This window comes from Spirosoma arboris (genome assembly GCF_009754945.1).
GTDB classification, from domain to species: Bacteria; Bacteroidota; Bacteroidia; order Cytophagales; family Spirosomataceae; genus Spirosoma; species Spirosoma arboris.
The window spans coordinates 139,582-155,843 of sequence record NZ_WPIN01000009.1 but is presented as its reverse complement, the minus strand read 5'-3'; the positions used below and the strand labels follow the sequence as shown (position 1 = coordinate 155,843).

Annotated in this window: 13 protein-coding genes; 8 read left to right on the top strand and 5 right to left on the bottom strand. The window is 46.1% G+C overall.

Annotation, left to right across the window (positions count from 1 at the left end):
* The first annotated feature begins 143 nt into the window (after positions 1 to 143).
* Positions 144 to 1,286 carry an acyl-CoA dehydrogenase family protein gene (locus tag GO755_RS23335; protein ID WP_157587710.1) on the top strand — a complete coding sequence of 381 codons (1,143 nt, stop codon included), beginning with the start codon at positions 144 to 146 and terminating at the stop codon, positions 1,284 to 1,286.
* 116 nt (positions 1,287 to 1,402) lie between these two features.
* Here GO755_RS23335 and GO755_RS23330 read toward each other — a convergent pair whose 3' ends face one another.
* The 3 genes from GO755_RS23330 to GO755_RS23320 are packed head-to-tail and all read right to left on the bottom strand — an operon-like array spanning position 1,403 to position 2,671.
* Positions 1,403 to 1,645, bottom strand: a complete 243-nt coding sequence (locus GO755_RS23330) for a GlsB/YeaQ/YmgE family stress response membrane protein (RefSeq protein WP_157587709.1) — start codon at positions 1,643 to 1,645, stop codon at positions 1,403 to 1,405.
* A 60-nt stretch (positions 1,646 to 1,705) separates the two neighbouring features.
* A complete protein-coding gene (pgeF, locus tag GO755_RS23325) occupies positions 1,706 to 2,470 on the bottom strand; it encodes a peptidoglycan editing factor PgeF (RefSeq protein ID WP_157587708.1) in 765 nt (254 codons plus the stop codon).
* Positions 2,471 to 2,509: 39 nt separating this feature from the next.
* On the bottom strand, positions 2,510 to 2,671 hold the full coding sequence (locus GO755_RS23320; protein WP_157587707.1) for a hypothetical protein: 162 nt from the start codon (positions 2,669 to 2,671) through the stop codon (positions 2,510 to 2,512).
* A 43-nt stretch (positions 2,672 to 2,714) separates the two neighbouring features.
* Between GO755_RS23320 and GO755_RS23315 the strand changes: the two genes are divergently transcribed.
* The 3 genes from GO755_RS23315 (at position 2,715) to GO755_RS23305 (ending at position 8,396) form a co-directional block, all read left to right on the top strand.
* Complete coding sequence (locus GO755_RS23315) at positions 2,715 to 3,113, top strand: T9SS type A sorting domain-containing protein (protein ID WP_157587706.1); 399 nt, start codon at positions 2,715 to 2,717, stop codon at positions 3,111 to 3,113.
* Positions 3,114 to 3,482: 369 nt separating this feature from the next.
* Positions 3,483 to 7,430, top strand: coding sequence for a hybrid sensor histidine kinase/response regulator (locus tag GO755_RS23310; protein WP_227687057.1), 3,948 nt, complete (start codon positions 3,483 to 3,485; stop codon positions 7,428 to 7,430).
* A gap of 567 nt (positions 7,431 to 7,997) precedes the next feature.
* Positions 7,998 to 8,396 carry a T9SS type A sorting domain-containing protein gene (locus tag GO755_RS23305; RefSeq protein WP_157587704.1) on the top strand — a complete coding sequence of 133 codons (399 nt, stop codon included), beginning with the start codon at positions 7,998 to 8,000 and terminating at the stop codon, positions 8,394 to 8,396.
* Positions 8,397 to 8,480: 84 nt separating this feature from the next.
* Here GO755_RS23305 and GO755_RS23300 read toward each other — a convergent pair whose 3' ends face one another.
* Positions 8,481 to 10,223 (bottom strand): tetratricopeptide repeat protein, encoded by a 1,743-nt coding sequence (locus GO755_RS23300; RefSeq protein WP_227687056.1) that lies wholly within the window; start codon positions 10,221 to 10,223, stop codon positions 8,481 to 8,483.
* A 386-nt stretch (positions 10,224 to 10,609) separates the two neighbouring features.
* On the opposite strand from GO755_RS23300, the gene GO755_RS23295 reads away from it, so the two are divergent.
* The 4 genes from GO755_RS23295 to glgB all read left to right on the top strand — a co-directional run bounded on the left by GO755_RS23295 (position 10,610) and on the right by glgB (position 15,203).
* Positions 10,610 to 12,286, top strand: coding sequence for a putative maltokinase (locus GO755_RS23295; protein ID WP_157587703.1), 1,677 nt, complete (start codon positions 10,610 to 10,612; stop codon positions 12,284 to 12,286).
* Positions 12,287 to 12,429: 143 nt separating this feature from the next.
* Positions 12,430 to 12,630, top strand: coding sequence for a hypothetical protein (locus GO755_RS23290; RefSeq protein WP_157587702.1), 201 nt, complete (start codon positions 12,430 to 12,432; stop codon positions 12,628 to 12,630).
* The gene (locus GO755_RS42035) at positions 12,605 to 13,105 is read left to right on the top strand and encodes a DUF6169 family protein (RefSeq protein ID WP_157587701.1); all 501 of its coding nucleotides are present in this window, start codon (positions 12,605 to 12,607) and stop codon (positions 13,103 to 13,105) included. Before GO755_RS23290 ends, GO755_RS42035 begins: the two co-directional genes overlap by 26 nt.
* Positions 13,106 to 13,187: 82 nt before the next feature.
* Positions 13,188 to 15,203, top strand: a complete 2,016-nt coding sequence (gene glgB / locus GO755_RS23280) for a 1,4-alpha-glucan branching protein GlgB (RefSeq protein WP_157587700.1) — start codon at positions 13,188 to 13,190, stop codon at positions 15,201 to 15,203.
* 79 nt (positions 15,204 to 15,282) lie between these two features.
* Here glgB and GO755_RS23275 read toward each other — a convergent pair whose 3' ends face one another.
* Positions 15,283 to 16,245: an alpha-E domain-containing protein gene (locus tag GO755_RS23275; protein ID WP_157587699.1), complete on the bottom strand. Its 963-nt coding sequence runs from the start codon at positions 16,243 to 16,245 to the stop codon at positions 15,283 to 15,285.
* Positions 16,246 to 16,262: the final 17 nt, after the last annotated feature.

The following is a 16,262-nucleotide window of genomic DNA, read 5'->3' as shown; positions in this document are numbered from 1 at the left end:
TTAATATTAACTCAATATACCGTTTCTAAATTTAGGTTTAGTAGCGAAAAGGAATGGTTATTGCACCCGACAAAAAAAGATTGGAGTTAATCAGGAATTTATCGAAATTACTATCCGCACCCAGTATCAGGTGGCCTTCATTTATGACGAACGAAATTGTAGAAAATCAAGAATTAATAGCCCAATCGGTACGTGATTTGAGCGAGCGACTTATTCGCCCAAACATTCGGCGATGGGACGAAGATCAGCATTTTCCGATTGATCTTTTTCGCCAGTTAGGTGAGCAAGGTCTGATGGGTATGCTGGTGCCTGCTGACTATGGAGGAACAGGGTTAGGCTACCGTGAATACGTAACAGCTATTGTTGAATTATCGCGCGTGGACGGCTCTGTTGGACTGTCAATGGCAGCCCATAATTCTCTGTGTACCAATCATATACTGCTATTTGGAAGCGAAGAACAAAAACAAACCTACTTACCTCGCCTGGCAACCGGCGAGTGGCTGGGAGCATGGGGACTAACCGAACCGAATACGGGCTCCGATGCCGGAAATATGCGAACAACAGCCGTTCGCGATGAGTCGAATAATTGGATACTAAACGGAGCGAAAAACTTTATTACTCATGGAAAAAGCAGCCATCTGGCAGTCGTAATTGCCCGTACTGGCGAGCCCAATACACCGCATAATGCAACGGCCTTTATTGTAGAGCGCAACACACCTGGTTTTTCGGTCGGACGCAAAGAAGATAAACTAGGTATGCGGGCATCAGAAACGGCAGAAATGCTGTTCCAGGACTGCCGAATTCCCGACAGTCAGCGGTTGGGTGCCGTAGGTGATGGATTTGTCCAGTCATTGAAAGTCCTCGATGGCGGTCGCATTTCAATTGCAGCTCTAAGTCTGGGCATTGCCTATGGTGCTTATGATGCTGCCCTAGCTTATGCACAGGAACGTGAACAGTTTGGGCAACCCATTGCCAATTTCCAGGGGATCAGCTTCAAATTAGCCGATATGGCTACAGAGATTGAAGCCGCCAGGCTCTTAACCTATCAGGCAGCCGATTTGAAAGATGCGGGCAAGTCGGTTACGAAAGAGTCAGCAATGGCGAAGCTATTTGCATCGGAAACAGCGGTGCGGGTAGCCAATGAAGCAGTACAGATTTTCGGGGGGTATGGCTATACGAAAGATTTCCCAGTGGAGAAATTCTACCGTGATGCCAAGCTCTGTACGATTGGGGAAGGTACTAGTGAAATCCAGAAACTGGTGATTTCGAGGCAGATACTAAAATAGACCGGGATTTAGCTGATTTAGGGATTGAAACTGATTTTGCTTTGCGCTTCATTGAAGCGAATCTATTAAAACAAAATCAGTTTCAATCCCTAAATCAGCTAAATCCCGGTTCTGACTTATACTGTACTACTACGTCCTTTGATCAGGGCGGCAATACCAAGAATAATAACAGCACCTACAAAAGCGGTGAGGATTTGATCAATGACACTGCCACCGCTACCAAAAATCAACCCGCCTACAAATCCTCCGGCAATACCGAGTAGGATTTCAGCGAATAATGAAAACGAAAACCGTTTGAACACGAGGTCGGCTAGCCAACCGGCTACAGCCCCTACCAGAATTGATACTAAGATTCCCATGATTATTAAGCGTTGAGTGATTATTAAAACAGGTATATAACGGCGGGTAGGCTATTTTGTTCAGCTTTTCAGTCCAATCACGGCCAGCATCCGCCCGGTTTGCCCCTGTTCCGCCCGGTACGAAAAGAAATCAGTGTTATGTAGAACCGTTGAAAAAGGCGAAACACCAATTTGTGCGAACGGGATGCCAAATGCAGTGAGTTGTTTCGTATTGGCCCGTTTTAAATCAATATATCCTTTGCCTGTTTCAGCATCAACACGTTTCAATTCTGACTCAAATTGCTCGGCCACTTCTGGGCCTACCTCAAACGAACATTCGTCAATACACGTCCCCACATACGCATAGCAGTGTTCGGCAGAAGTTCCAAATTGCTGCTTCATTCGATCAAGTGTTTTCGTTACAATACCACCAACCGTTCCTCGCCAGCCCGCATGAATGGCAGCCACAGCTTTATGCTCGTGGTCATAAATTAAAATCGGTACGCAATCGGCAACCGTTACGCCAATCAGTAAGCCTGGCTTATCAGTAATAAGTGCATCGTAGCCATCAAAACGACCGGCTTCTGTGGCATGCAAAACGTCTGTCCCATGCACCTGGTGCGACGAAGCAAACTGGTTTGTTGAAGCTTCAATGGTCTCAAAGAATCGACGACGGTTCTCATTTACATTCGACGGCCCATCGGTCGTATTGATCCCTAAGTTCAGTGACGCGAATGGAACCGGACTAACGCCCCCATGCCTGGTACTCTCTGCTGCGATAAGACCAGGAAAAGGGTAAAAAATAGCGGGAGTTATATGAAGTCTTGAAGCGTTGGATACAATCATAATAGAGGCAAACGATTAGCTCTTCAAAATTAGCCATTATTATTCTCCATAAATCAACTCAATTACCGTTTGCTCAACCATCCCTTGTTTCCCACCATTCATCCAGTTGGCTAACCGTTCCAGTAGTTTGCTATACATAGTACCAGCTATTGCCCATACATTTGACTCATCAATCGGGAAAAACCCCGCTAAACAGTACACAACAACTTAGAACAGTACACAACAACATAAACGCATAATCCCCATGAAAACCCTCATCAAATCGCTCGCAGTAGCTCTTACTTTGGGTATCGTTACTTCTGCCGCTTCATTCGCCGATACAAACCCAGGCACACGTCCAACTGCCGCAGCAGCTTATAAAACCGGTATTTATTCAACCCCTTATGGGCAGTTGAACATTGCGTTGGACAAAGAAAAAGGCGGAGCTGTTGATGTTCGCCTAAAAGGAGCTGATGGCAACGTATTGTACACGCAACATGTCGGCAAAAACGAACGCAACTACCGAGTACGGCTGAATTTGAGTGAACTAGCCGATGGGGTTTATCAGGTTGAAGTGAGCAATGGGGTGGAAACAACCACCCAGAGCGTGACTATCTCAACGAATCAACCCAGTGCGCCTAGCCGCCTTATTTCGATTAACTAAATCCTTCATTCACTACGACTAAAAATCCTCGCCCAGTGAGACTGAGCGAGGATTTTTAGTCATTCATAAGCCTACATATAGAAAAGCACTGGTTAAATCTCGAAATGCTCAACATACCGTCTTAGGAAAGACCTGACAACTCACCAATTTATGCGTAACGATGACTAAAAAAGAGAAGGCAATGAGTAAATAGCCCGGCTCTTCTTAGTTTTGGTATGAATAATTCTATTGCTCACTTTAATGGTACGCCCATGCCTGCTTTTACTTTTTTTAATTCCCTTCTCACAAGGGGTTTCACAAACGTATTTGCCTGATAGTAAACACATAAACAAGGCGCAGAGCCCGCCAATCATTAATCAATTTGAGCATTTGTCCACTAAAGAAGGACTCTCTAATAATTCGGTCAACTGTATTCTGCAGGATAGCGAAGGGTTCATGTGGTTTGGAACAAATGAGGGCTTAAATAAATATGATGGCAACACTTTCACCGTTTGGCAACCCAATCCGAACAATCCAACCCATAGTCTCCAAAACAGCAACATTACCGGACTTTGCGAAGACCATTCAAACCGCTTATGGGCTATAACAGAAGGTGGTGGATTACATGAGATCAATAAACAAACGGGCGTTGTCACTTCACACCTTATTCAGGCCAGCGAGGCTCACCGTTGGAATAACCAGGTCTCCATTTATGAAGATAGTCGTGGAATATTGTGGATAAGCACCTTTGCGGGCCTGGCCCGTTACGAGCCTGATCGTCATTCATTTACGCTCTATCCGGGGCCTCAGCTTAATGTACCCCTAAAAACCGTTTTTGAAGATCGTCAGCATCGTTTCTGGATAGCAACTAATCGAGGCCTATATCTCTTTGACCGGTCAACAGGTCGATTTATTCCAGTATTTATTCAAGCGCCAACGGAATCACAACCTGCCTTTATTTCCATGTATCAGGACGATCAGGATGTACTCTGGCTTGGTACAGCAACGGCTGGTTATAGCTTATTTCAGCTCGATCTGCGTCACCAACCCTGGCAGTTGGTACCCTATAATCCAGGTGGGCAGCTTAATTCATTTGTGTTTCTGAACTCGATTCATCGGGATGCACAGGGAATCATTTGGGTAGGCACCACCAGAGGTCTACAGGCAATTGAGCCAACCAGCAGGCAGGTTTTCACCTATCGGCCTGATCCTACTATTTCAAAAGGCATCAGCAGCAATAATGCCCAGGCTGTTTACCACGACCGGGCGGGCATTCTCTGGATCGGCACCGATAACGGAATTGACCGACAGGCCATTACAATAAAACCGTTTAAGACGTATCAGGTAACACCCAATAAGGGTCATGCAAACTTACCCGAAAATAGAGTGAACGCCGTATTGAACGATAGTTACGGTCAGCTTTGGGTCAGTAATTTAAGCGCAGTCTATCGAATAATAAGTGGCAAAAAAACTGCGGAGGAAGTCTCACCTAAAGCGCTGGGATCTGTTGGTCAGCACAAAAATTACCCCTGTGCCTTTCTCTCAAATGGCTCTGAGGGTATCTGGTTAGGTACTACAGATGGATTATATCACTTCGATCAGGCATCAGGAACCTATACCAGCTACCCATCTGAAGTGCCGGCTCAATTTCTGAGTCTTGCGTCAACGGGCAGCCTCTGGCTTGGGGGCGAAGGGGGCATTGCTTCCTTCAATCCTCATACACACCAATACAAGTATTATAAATATCGATCAGGCGATACGACTACGTTGCCAGATCCATACGTAAATGGGCTACTGGCAAGCCGAACGGGCGATATATGGGTATTAATAAAACGACAGGGGATCTGCCGCCTGAAGCCAGAAAGTGGTCAATTTATACGGTATACGGCGGGGGGCAAAGGCAGATTAACCAGTAACGAAGTTGAGGCAATTTACGAAGACAAAGACGGAATCATATGGATTGGAACACATCTGGGCGGGGTAAATCGTTTTGATCCCAAGACTGGTCTTTTTTCAGCCATTACTAAACAGGACGGTATTCGGGGGAACAACGTTGTCGGTGTTACCAGCGACAATGCCGGGAATATCTGGCTTAGTACCGATAAAGGACTTAGTCGTATTGATCCCCGCACGAAGTCAATTCGCAATTACGAGCTTAGCAGTGGCCTACCTAGTAATGATTTCCTGTCGAACGCCGTCTTCAAGCAAAACAACCAACTCTTTTTTGGCAGCCTAAATGGGGTTGTTCAATTCAATCCAGCCAGCATCCGAGACGATAAACGGCCCTTTCCGGTCTATATCACGGCTCTGAAGATAATGGATAAAACCCGGCTACTCACCGACAGCATAGTTACCTTAAATCACGATAAAAACTTCCTGTCGTTCGAGTTTGCAGCACTGGCGTATGCCCTTCCTGAGCAAAACCAGTATGCTTATCAGTTGATTGGTGTAGATCAAAATTGGGTACAAAGTGGTAATCGTCATTTCGCCAACTACACAAACCTGTCGCCAGGGAGGTATACGTTTCGGGTAAAGGCTGCCAACAGCGATGGCATCTGGAACACAAAAGGAGACACCATCCGTCTTGTTATTCGACCTCCCTGGTGGGCAACGTGGTGGGCATACTGCATTTATGGGTTGCTATTTGGTGGGGCTATTTGGAGTTATATACGGTTTTATACAAACCGGATCAGGCAACAGCAGGAATTCGAGTTTAATCGCCGGGAAGCTGAACAGCTCAAAGCGGTTGATGAGCTAAAGACTCGTTTTTTTTCTAACATTACCCATGAGTTACGCACACCTTTATCTCTAATTCTAACGCCGGTCGAAAAGCTCTTAAAAGGAAATCAACTTGACACCTCAACCAGTCAGATCCTGACATTAGTACAGCGAAACGCGAATCAATTGCTTCGGCTCATCAATCAACTATTGGATCTGTCGAAACTAGAGGCCGATAGAATGTCTGTCTCGTTAATGCGGGGCGAAGTGCCTGAATTTGTTCACCAATTGGTTGAATCATTCCGACAGGCCGCCGAACAAAAGGGAGTGACACTACACTATACAGCCGTCGAATTTCTACCAGAGCAATTGTTCGATGCGGATAAATGGGAGAAAATCCTGATAAATCTTCTCTCGAATGCTTTGAAATTTACGGAAGCAGGAGGACATATAACGGTTTCACTCACTTCCGTTTTTGTGCCGACAACAAGCGAAGTTTCTCGTGTGCAGATCAGTGTAGCCGATTCAGGCATCGGCATTTCCCCTCAAAACCTTCCGCATATTTTCGACCGCTTTTATCAGGTCGATTACTCACTTACCCGCGCTTATGAAGGTACTGGCATTGGGCTCTCGCTTGTGAAGGAACTGATCGAATTACTGGATGGTGAAATCAAGGTTGAGAGCCAACCAGGCGCAGGCACTACATTCATTGTAACCTTGCCGGTTATGCCTTTATCAACTAATGCTGAAGCGCCTAAGGCAGTCTTGGGTGACAGCAAACAAATTATTCCAGAACGAGTAGCTGACTCAACACTTACTATGGCCGATAATCAGCCAATAGGAGACGAACACGCCCATGCCCCGCGCATACTTATTGTTGAAGATAATGTCGAACTACGCGAGTTCCTGACCATGGAACTGGCAGATACCTACCAGGTGCTAAGCGCAGTCAACGGCGAAATCGGCTGGCAACAAGCCCAGACAGAACTGCCAGATATAGTCATTACGGATTTAATGATGCCCCAAATGGATGGGTATGAGTTAACAAGACTCATCAAAAACCATCCCGATACCGATCATATTGCGGTAGTAATACTAACGGCCAAAGCAGCTCATCTTAGCCGTATTGAAGGTTTACAGGAAGGCGCTGATGATTACTTAGCCAAGCCTTTTCATTTAGATGAACTCCATCTACGACTAAATAATCTGATTACCCGCCAGCAGAAACTCCAGAATCAGTATCGTCGGCAATTTACATTACCCGATACGCCTACTCCACTTGAGTTAACGCAAGACCCATTTTTGCACCGGGTTTACGAGTTACTGGATAATCACCTCGACGATTCATCGCTCAATGTCGACTGGTTAGCCGATCAGTTGGCCATGAGCCGCAAAACCCTCTATCGTAAAATTCACAGTCTGGTTCAACTAGCCCCCAACGAACTGATTCGTCAATATCGATTACGCAAAGCCGCCGACTTACTACGGACAGGCCATAATGTAACTGAAACAACTTATCTGGTTGGCTTTAAAACACCATCCCATTTCACTATTGTTTTCAAAGAATTCTACCAAAAAACGCCAACAGAGTTTATTGCTAGCCACGACAAAAATGCTTAGTCGGTCCTATTCACGGCTTTCATTGCCCCAATGTCCCCAATACGATAGAATTTGACCCAAATCAGAAAGCCCGTCTGAGGATAACAGGCGAAATTTGATAGCTCAAGCTAACCTATCCACATATTAACTAATTCTATCCACACCATTTTTAAGTAGTGAGCCGAATCTCCAACTGAACATGTTTCCTAATGGGCAACACCTTTCAAGTTGGGGACTTTTTTTGCCTATCCTTCCAGAGTGGAAGACATACTGCACTACGGTGTTTGTGTCTTCCACTCTTTTTCTTTTAAAGCGATTAGCTACGACCAGTTAGAATTCGCCAACAAAAAGCTCCATAGAATACTGCATACGGCTTATTCAGTTCGTTCATAACCAAAACGAGCCTGTACCATTCCCTCAATCATCCCTTATTTCCCACCACTCATCCAGTTGGCTAACCGTTCCAGTAGTTTGCTATACATAGTACCAGCTATTACCCATACATTTGACTCATCAATCGGGAAAAACCCCGCTAAACAGTACACAACAACTTAGAACAGTACACAACAACATAAACGCATAAACCCCATGAAAACCCTCATCAAATCGCTCGCAGTAGCTCTTACTTTGGGTATCGTTACTTCTGCCGCTTCATTCGCCCATACAAACCCAGGCACTCGACCAACTACCGCAGCAGCTTATAAAACCGGGATTTACTCGACTCCAAATGGCCAACTGAACATTGCGTTGGACAAAGAAAAAGGCGGTGCTGTTGATGTTCGCCTAAAAGGAGCTGATGGAAAAGTATTGTACACGCAACATGTCGGCAAAAACGAACGCAATTACCGAGTACGGCTGAATCTGAGTGAACTGGCCGACGGGGTTTATCAGGTTGAAGTGAGCAATGGGGTGGAAACAACCACTCAAACAGTGACCATCTCAACGAATCAACCCAGTGCGCCTAGCCGCCTTATTTCGATTAACTAAATTTCACCGTTCACCATCAAATCAAAACCCGTCCTCAGACTGAGGACGGGTTTTGATTTGATACCAGTCTGAACCAGCCATAATTTATAAGCGGCTCGTTTTGCCTGATTTCAAGTCCTTATCGGCCCATTTCCAAGCTTTAGTCAATAAAGCATTTGTTTGCTGCGCTTTTTCGGTAAAGCCCTGACTCAGTTGCGCTTGATAAAGGCCCGACAACGCCCAGCCATTGCGCGGAAATACTGTCAAATCTTTAGCAAAAACCGCTTCTGCTTCACTATACCGTTTGGCTTTCAGCAAAACGGCGCCTAAGTTATGACGTACCGAAAAGAACCAATCGGGTGGTTCATCGTAGCCTAAGGCATCTTCCAGCGCAACAGCTTCCTGTAACAAGTTAATGCTACTCTCTAATTGACCTTCATTCGATAGGATTTCGGCCCTAAGCACACGACGGGCAATTTCCAGAATGGAACGCATTGAGTTAATAGGGCTGACAGTTAGTTTAGCCATATCCACATTAGTCGCCAGCCTATCAAGTTGTTGCAGTTCCAGTTTTGCTTTCGGGAGTTGCTGTTTCCCAGCTAGTGCCAGACCGCGGGCGTAGTGGCGTATGGCCATCGGATAGGTTAATCGAACAGTGTCAGCTTTGGATAATCGAAGTAGTTCGTCCCATTTTGAAAACTTAATGCCCACGTAATAAGGAATGGTGTAGAAATGCTGAAGAAAGCACCAGGACGGTTCGGCCATCAACGTTTTATTCGTATTGTCGGCCACTTTTTTTGCGGAACTCATTGCCCAAGTATAATCCCCGTCAAGCGTGGCTGTAGCGACTAACAGATGATAGTTATGCGGAAAATAGGCCAGTGGAAAAGCCCCTTGTGCATGTACGTCCATTAGGTATGTACTGTCCACACGTACTGCCAACAGATTGGCTAATGAGCCTTCGTGATAGTCACCTGTTCGGATGTAAATGTGCGATGGCATGTGTACTAAATGACTGGCCTTTGGCGCTACCTTACCAAGTATTTTTGCACTCGTTAACCCTCGTTCTGGCGTTTGAGAGGCTTCTACCGCGTGAATGTAATAGTGATTCAACGCAATATGCTCAGGGTTACGTGCCATTAACTTCTCCAAAGTCGAAACTATAGCGGGTGTCCACGGCTTCGGTCGCCCATCTTTCTCCCACAAATCCCAGGGATGTAGGTCCATTAACGATTCGGCATAAAAACCGGCAATATCCGCGTCGTCAGGAAACCGTTCATAAACTTGTTTTATGGAATTAGAATAAGCCAGATCGTAGGGTTTCCGGTCATCGACGGGCTTAGCTGGATAGCGCTTCGCCAACGCAGCGATCAGTGCCTTTTCTTTGTCGGTACAACTTCCCGACAATTGAATCGCCCGCTGGATAGCAACATACGCTCGCTCGTAGTTATCAGGTTCCATACCCGCATTATAGTTTGGTCCCAGCACATAGCTAAAGCCCCAGTATGCCATAGCACAGGTTGAATCCAACCGGGTCGCTTCGTAAAATGAACGAGCTGCTTCGGCATGATTGAACCCTACAGCCAGCATCAATCCTTGATTGAAATACCGTTGAGCGTCAGAACTTCGGGTAGTAATGGGGAAATTTATATTGCCTAATCCCTCGAAAAGCAGGGCTTTTTTGCCGGAACTATACCAGGCTTTGTCCATCGGGGCCGTCCGACAGATAACGATCGAAGTAGGTAAGCTATCGGCGGGTTTCTGTTGAGATTGGCAACTTATCAGTAGATATAAACCCAATAATATGCAGTTCAGCCAACCCGATGGTGATTGCCTGCGTATGTTCATGGTTCGGACAACTAAAGAAACCTGTCTATATCTGGTTAGTATTTCAGGAAGTCGCATACAGTCATCATTGTCTCGCCTTAAAATACAACTCATTGATTAATAGAACAAAACTAGGCATTCTTATAAGACAAGGTTGTGCTGTTCAGCTCAAATTATCGTCTATAAAGATCAAGATACAATTAATTTTAGGTATCGGTTAAAAACATATCCCATATCCGTACTATTCATTGATCTATTGCTCGTCTGAATCGCAGTTGGCCTTCCATCGCATCAATTTTTTTGTTCTATATTCAGGAAATTTTTGACTGTAACAAGTTTACATACTATCGATTACACCATTTTTCGTAAAACTGATTTATTCCGGCTACCAATCATGCCGTCCTTACATGCTTACAACAAACCTCTTACCTTCTTCAACTGCCTGGCCTAAAACTGCCTCCGATACCGCTTTCTGGACAATACTGACCCAAACCCTGTTACCACCCTATGTGAATACATGCCGTTGGTTTGCAGGAAAAGCACGCCAGCAAACCGGTTTTTCGGTACAAACGATTCACTCATTACTTCTACCCGATGGTGATGTATCGTTCCTGTTAATTCTGGAAGCCAGTTATGCTGATGGCGTTCCTGAACATTATCTCTTGCCGGTGTCGTTTCTCACAAAAACAGGCGCTGAAGAGCTAGCGGAGATTCCTCAAAAAGGCCGTATCGGCGAATTGGAGCTAGATGGACAAGCCGGACTTTTAATTGATGCCATTTACGATGAACGGTTTCGGCAGGTCTTATTTACAGCGATTTATCAGAATCAAACTATACCACAAGCCACCGGAAAACTGGCTTTTCACCGGGGCAAAGGCCTAGAAGAAGGCGACGACAACCTGACATCGCGGGTATTACCGGTCGATTCGAGCAACTCGGCTATGACCTTTGGGGATAAGTATTTCTTAAAACTCTATCGTAAACTCTTTGAGGAAACCAACCCCGAAGTGGACATGGTCGCGTTTTTGACCGACGAAAGCAACTTTACCCACATTCCTGCCTTTGGAGGCAGCATTATCTGGAAACAGACCAATGCCGACGGGTCAGCTCGGCCCGATGTAACGCTGGGGATGGTACAGCGTATGGTCCCAAATGATAAAGACTCCTGGATGCAAACGGGTGACTATCTGAATGATTTTTTGTATGGTGTGCCCCAGCGCATGTTTGCCATTCGAGAAGATGTATTTGATAAAGTTGAATTGTTAGGGAAGCGAACGGGAGAAATGCACTGCGCCCTATACAAACCGACTCGGGAAGGCGAACCCGCCGATCTAGCATTTGCTCCAGAGCCTTTCACCGATGAGTATCGTGCGTTTTTGATCAAACGATTCGAAGATTTGCTCGAACGGCGCTATGCGCTATTGATTGACAATTACACCAAACTCGATCCGCTGGCACAGCGGTTGGCATGGGTATTTATGGAAGCTAAAGAAATGATCGAAACGTTCATTGCCGACTTCCGGACCCGCCCGCTCGATTCACTCCGCATCCGGATTCATGGCGACTATCACCTTGGTCAGGTTTTGGCCACAGCCACCGATTTTGTGATTATCGACTTCGAAGGAGAGCCAGAAAGCACGATTACCGAACGAAAAATCAAGCACTCACCCCTCAAAGATGTGGCGGGAATGATTCGATCGTATCATTATGCGGTATCGGCCAAATTATTCAATTCGACAGAAACTGACAATCTTGATCCTGACCATCTGCAGCGGGTATCGGATCGCTGGTTTTATCTGATTCGCGACACGTTTCTGGATGCCTATCTGGATGTTTTTGGAGCACCGCACCCACTATTCAAAAACAACAGTGAAATCAATTTTCTGCTTCTGATTTATCTGCTCGAAAAGGCGGTCTATGAGTTAGGTTACGAAATCAGCTACCGACCGGCCTGGGTAAAAATTCCCCTCAAAGGTATCATTGATGTCGTACGTGAAATTGAAAAAATTCGCCTGAGCGACGGCCATTCTGTTCCCGATGTACCGATGCTACAAACGGGTTTGCTCCAAACGAAGGGAGCATAACGTTTACTCTAGCCTCTGCAAATCATACAATAACTGCGTGATTTGCCAAAAAGGTGTGCTAGTTGAGCGACAAACCTGATAAAATTGCGAGGAACATCATTTTATCAAAAAACGTTACATTTGGCATATAGACAGGAAACGCCATGAACACCGAAACGCTTACTCCCGACGAACAAGCCAAGGCACAATACCGGCTGGAATTCGCCCGTGCCTGGATGGCCCGAAAGCGGAAAGAGCAGCAGGAAATGATAGAGGAAGCGAAAACCGACCCAATGATCATAGCTGCATTTGAAGAACTAAAACGACGCAATATTGAACGTGGAACAACCATTATCGAGTTATAATTTTACGTTTGTTGGTGGCCCACAGTCAATTTACATTTTTGAAACGCGCTTCGGAGCAGAATATGAAATCAAATTCAAGCCTAGCGGTTATTTAGTCGATAATCCAGAATTTGAAGCTCTTGTCTTCGAAATGGTCATTGTACTGACCTACAATCCATACGAACCCAAACTACCACCGGTTGATGCACTCATGTCGGCGACGATTCGATCAATCGTCGCCGATTTTTTTAAAGCTCACAAGCGGGTCGTTATTTATATCTGCGATGACTCCGATTCTAAGGCTGATTCACGCCGAAAATTATTTGATCGTTGGTTCGGACGCTACAAAGCCGAAATCTTTGTCAAACTTAATGTACCACTTGGTATCGACGAAGAAGGTATGGCTTATTCGGTTGAACTAATATCCCGGTTTGACAATCCGCATTTCATGGCGATCTACGAGTCGTTCAAACGAACTATCTCCGGCGAAAAATAATAGCCTCTTTGACCCTCCCGCTTTTTTTCTAACTTTCCGACTCCTATTCCGTTCTACAATGAGCGCACTACCCTTTTAACCTATGGCAAAACGCAAAACGACTACGCCCCCGGCTCAACCCGATTCGTCGATACAGCCCACCTCATCCGAACCAATAATCACCGAATCGGCTCCAGCCGAAACACCAGCCCATATCGACGGCCCTTATTCCCGCTTCACCGATTTCGATATTCATTTGTTTCGCTCGGGGAAGCATCAGCGGCTTTACGAAAAATTCGGATCGCATGTTGTTGAATACAATGGTGTTATAGGCACTTACTTCGCTGTATGGGCGCCTTCGGCCCGTTACGTGGCTATTATGGGCAATTTCAACGGCTGGGATAAAGGCAGTCATCCGTTAAATGTTCGGTGGGATTCGTCGGGCATTTGGGAAGGCTTCATCCCAAATATTGGTCGGGGCGAAACCTATAAGTATTTCATCGTTCACGAAAGTGGACGTGAGCTGGAAAAAGGTGATCCGTACGCCCACTGGTGGGAGGTTCCGCCGAAAACAGCTTCTGTAGTTTGGGATACCTACTACGAATGGAATGACCAGGATTGGATGACCAGCCGCCAAGCCAAAAATGCACTCAATGCGCCTATTTCGGTTTATGAAATGCATATGGCTTCCTGGCGACGTGATCCAGGCAACCCTGAACGGGAGTTGAGCTATGGCGAAATTGCCGATGCACTGGTGCCATACCTGCAGGATATGGGCTTTACGCACGTTGAGTTCATGCCTGTTATGCAGTATCCTTACGCACCCTCGTGGGGCTACCAGATCACGGGCTACTTTGCCCCTAGCAGTCGTTTCGGTACGCCACAGGATTTTATGCAACTCGTTGATAGACTGCACCAAGCAGGCGTCGGTGTATTGCTGGACTGGGTTCCTTCCCACTTCCCTGGCGATGCACACGGATTATATGAGTTCGACGGATCGCATCTGTACGAACATCCCGACATGCGGAAAGGGTATCACCCCGACTGGAAAAGCTATGTCTTCAATTATAGCCGACCCGAAGTACGATCGTTCCTGTTAAGTAACGCCCTGTTCTGGCTCGACCGTTGTCATGCTGATGGCTTACGGGTTGATGCAGTTGCGTCGATGCTTTATTTGGATTACTCTCGTAACGCAGGTGAATGGGAGCCCAATATGTATGGCGGTCGCGAAAATCTGGATACAATTTCGCTCTTCAAAGAAATCAACGAAGCCATTTACAAAGAATTTCCTGATACACAGACGATTGCCGAAGAATCTACTGCTTTCCCCGGCGTATCAAGACCGGTATATACGGGTGGGTTGGGCTTTGGCATGAAGTGGATGATGGGTTGGATGAACGACACGCTCCGATATTTTGAGCGTGATCCGGCTTTCCGCAAGTTTCACCAGGACGAGCTAACCTTCAGTACGATTTATGCCTTCACGGAGAACTTCATGCTGCCCCTCTCGCACGATGAAGTAGTGTATGGCAAGAAGTCGCTGGTGGGTAAAATGCCTGGCGATGAGTGGCAGCGATTTGCCAATCTGAGGTTGTTATTCTCCTATATGTTTACACACTCCGGCACCAAACTGTTATTTATGGGTGGTGAGTTCGGGCAAACATCCGAATGGAAATTTGACAACAGCCTCGACTGGCATCTGCTAGACCACGGCCCACACAAAGGCATGGCTGCTTGTGTAAAAGCGTTAAATAAACTGTACAAATCCGAACCAGCATTATACGAACGCAATTTTAGCGCCGATGGCTTTGAATGGATTGACACCACCGACCGTGAAAATACGGTGGTTACCTATTGTCGCAAAGGCAATAATCCCGAAGACACGCTACTTATTGTATTGAATATGACCCCTATTCCGCGCTCCAATTACCGCATTGGTGTACCATCAGCAGGATCATATCAGGAGTTGTTTAATAGTGATGCCAGTGAGTTTTATGGTAGTGGTATTAGTAACAGCTCGCCCATTGCAAGCGATGAAGAAATGTGGCACGGCCGGCCTCAATCAATTCAGGTGAATGTGCCACCGCTAGGTGCTGTCGTCCTGAAAGTAGTGAAGTAGCGGATTAGTGAAATGGGTGAAGTGGTGGAGTAAGTAAAGCGACTAGCTCATTTACTCCACCACTTCACCCATTTCACTACTAAACTTCTATTGGCTTCAAATCGAAATAGGTTTCGAAAACGGCGACGGCCGCTTCGTTCGTACGCGTCTGAAAATTATCGAGGTATTGATGCAGACCGGCTTTAAAGATGTCGGCGGTTTCGGTAAATTCAATTTCTGTACGAAGCTTGGAAAGGGCTCGTTCAGCTGAGTTGCCAAAGCCCTGTGTAATATTATTACCAGAAATTTCGTAAAGCGACAATTCGGCCTGTCGGATACAATGTGCAACCGCCCTTGGGAACATCTTATCTAGAATCAGGAACTCCACAATGCTGGCTGGTGTCAGCGAACGATACTGCTGGCGGTGCATATTATACGCGCTAACCGACTTCAGTACAGCCGACCAAATCATCAGGTCGATTGTAGATCCAACTAACTCTACTTCGGGCAGCAGCGTAAAATATTTCACATCCAGAAAGCGGGAAGTTTTATCGGCCCGCTCCAGAAACCGACCTAAACGCCCGAAATGCCAGGCTTCGTTACGGGTAATCGTGGCGTCGATAATGCCATAAAAAAGCTGTATGCTATTACGAATTTCCGTAAAAAAATTCTGCGTCTGAATTTCTCCCCACTGCTGCTTCGGCGACGTGTCGCGCACCATCAGGTAAAACTGATTTAGGTGCTCCCACATCTCTTTAGAAATTACTTCACGAATCGTACGGGCATTCTCACGGGCGTAGCTCAAACACGCCACAATCGAGTTCGGGTTACGCTTGTCGAAGGTCATGAATTGAATAACATTCTCCCGCGTAGGTTGCTTGTAATAGTCCTTAAACAGGTCATTATCAGCTGTTGCAATCAGCAGAGGCTCCCATTGCTGATCAACATTGGGTGGCAGATCGAGGGCCAGATTAAAATTTACACTCATGAAACGGGCGTAGTTTTCAGCCCGCTCAATGTAGCGATGCATCCAGTAAACAGAATTGGCAACGCGGCTCAGCATAACGTATAAAGTTGGGA

What these genes read in the sequence shown, in the direction of transcription:
- pgeF (WP_157587708.1), bottom strand. Translation starts at nt 2,470, where the DNA reads ATGATTGTATCCAACGCTTCAAGACTTCATATAACTCCCGCTATTTTT.
- GO755_RS23330 (WP_157587709.1), bottom strand. Translation starts at nt 1,645, where the DNA reads ATGGGAATCTTAGTATCAATTCTGGTAGGGGCTGTAGCCGGTTGGCTA.
- GO755_RS23335 (WP_157587710.1), top strand. Translation starts at nt 144, where the DNA reads ATGACGAACGAAATTGTAGAAAATCAAGAATTAATAGCCCAATCGGTA.
- GO755_RS23275 (WP_157587699.1), bottom strand. Translation starts at nt 16,245, where the DNA reads ATGCTGAGCCGCGTTGCCAATTCTGTTTACTGGATGCATCGCTACATT.
- glgB (WP_157587700.1), top strand. Translation starts at nt 13,188, where the DNA reads ATGGCAAAACGCAAAACGACTACGCCCCCGGCTCAACCCGATTCGTCG.
- GO755_RS23315 (WP_157587706.1), top strand. Translation starts at nt 2,715, where the DNA reads ATGAAAACCCTCATCAAATCGCTCGCAGTAGCTCTTACTTTGGGTATC.
- GO755_RS23305 (WP_157587704.1), top strand. Translation starts at nt 7,998, where the DNA reads ATGAAAACCCTCATCAAATCGCTCGCAGTAGCTCTTACTTTGGGTATC.
- GO755_RS23290 (WP_157587702.1), top strand. Translation starts at nt 12,430, where the DNA reads ATGAACACCGAAACGCTTACTCCCGACGAACAAGCCAAGGCACAATAC.
- GO755_RS23300 (WP_227687056.1), bottom strand. Translation starts at nt 10,223, where the DNA reads ATGAACATACGCAGGCAATCACCATCGGGTTGGCTGAACTGCATATTA.
- GO755_RS23295 (WP_157587703.1), top strand. Translation starts at nt 10,610, where the DNA reads ATGCTTACAACAAACCTCTTACCTTCTTCAACTGCCTGGCCTAAAACT.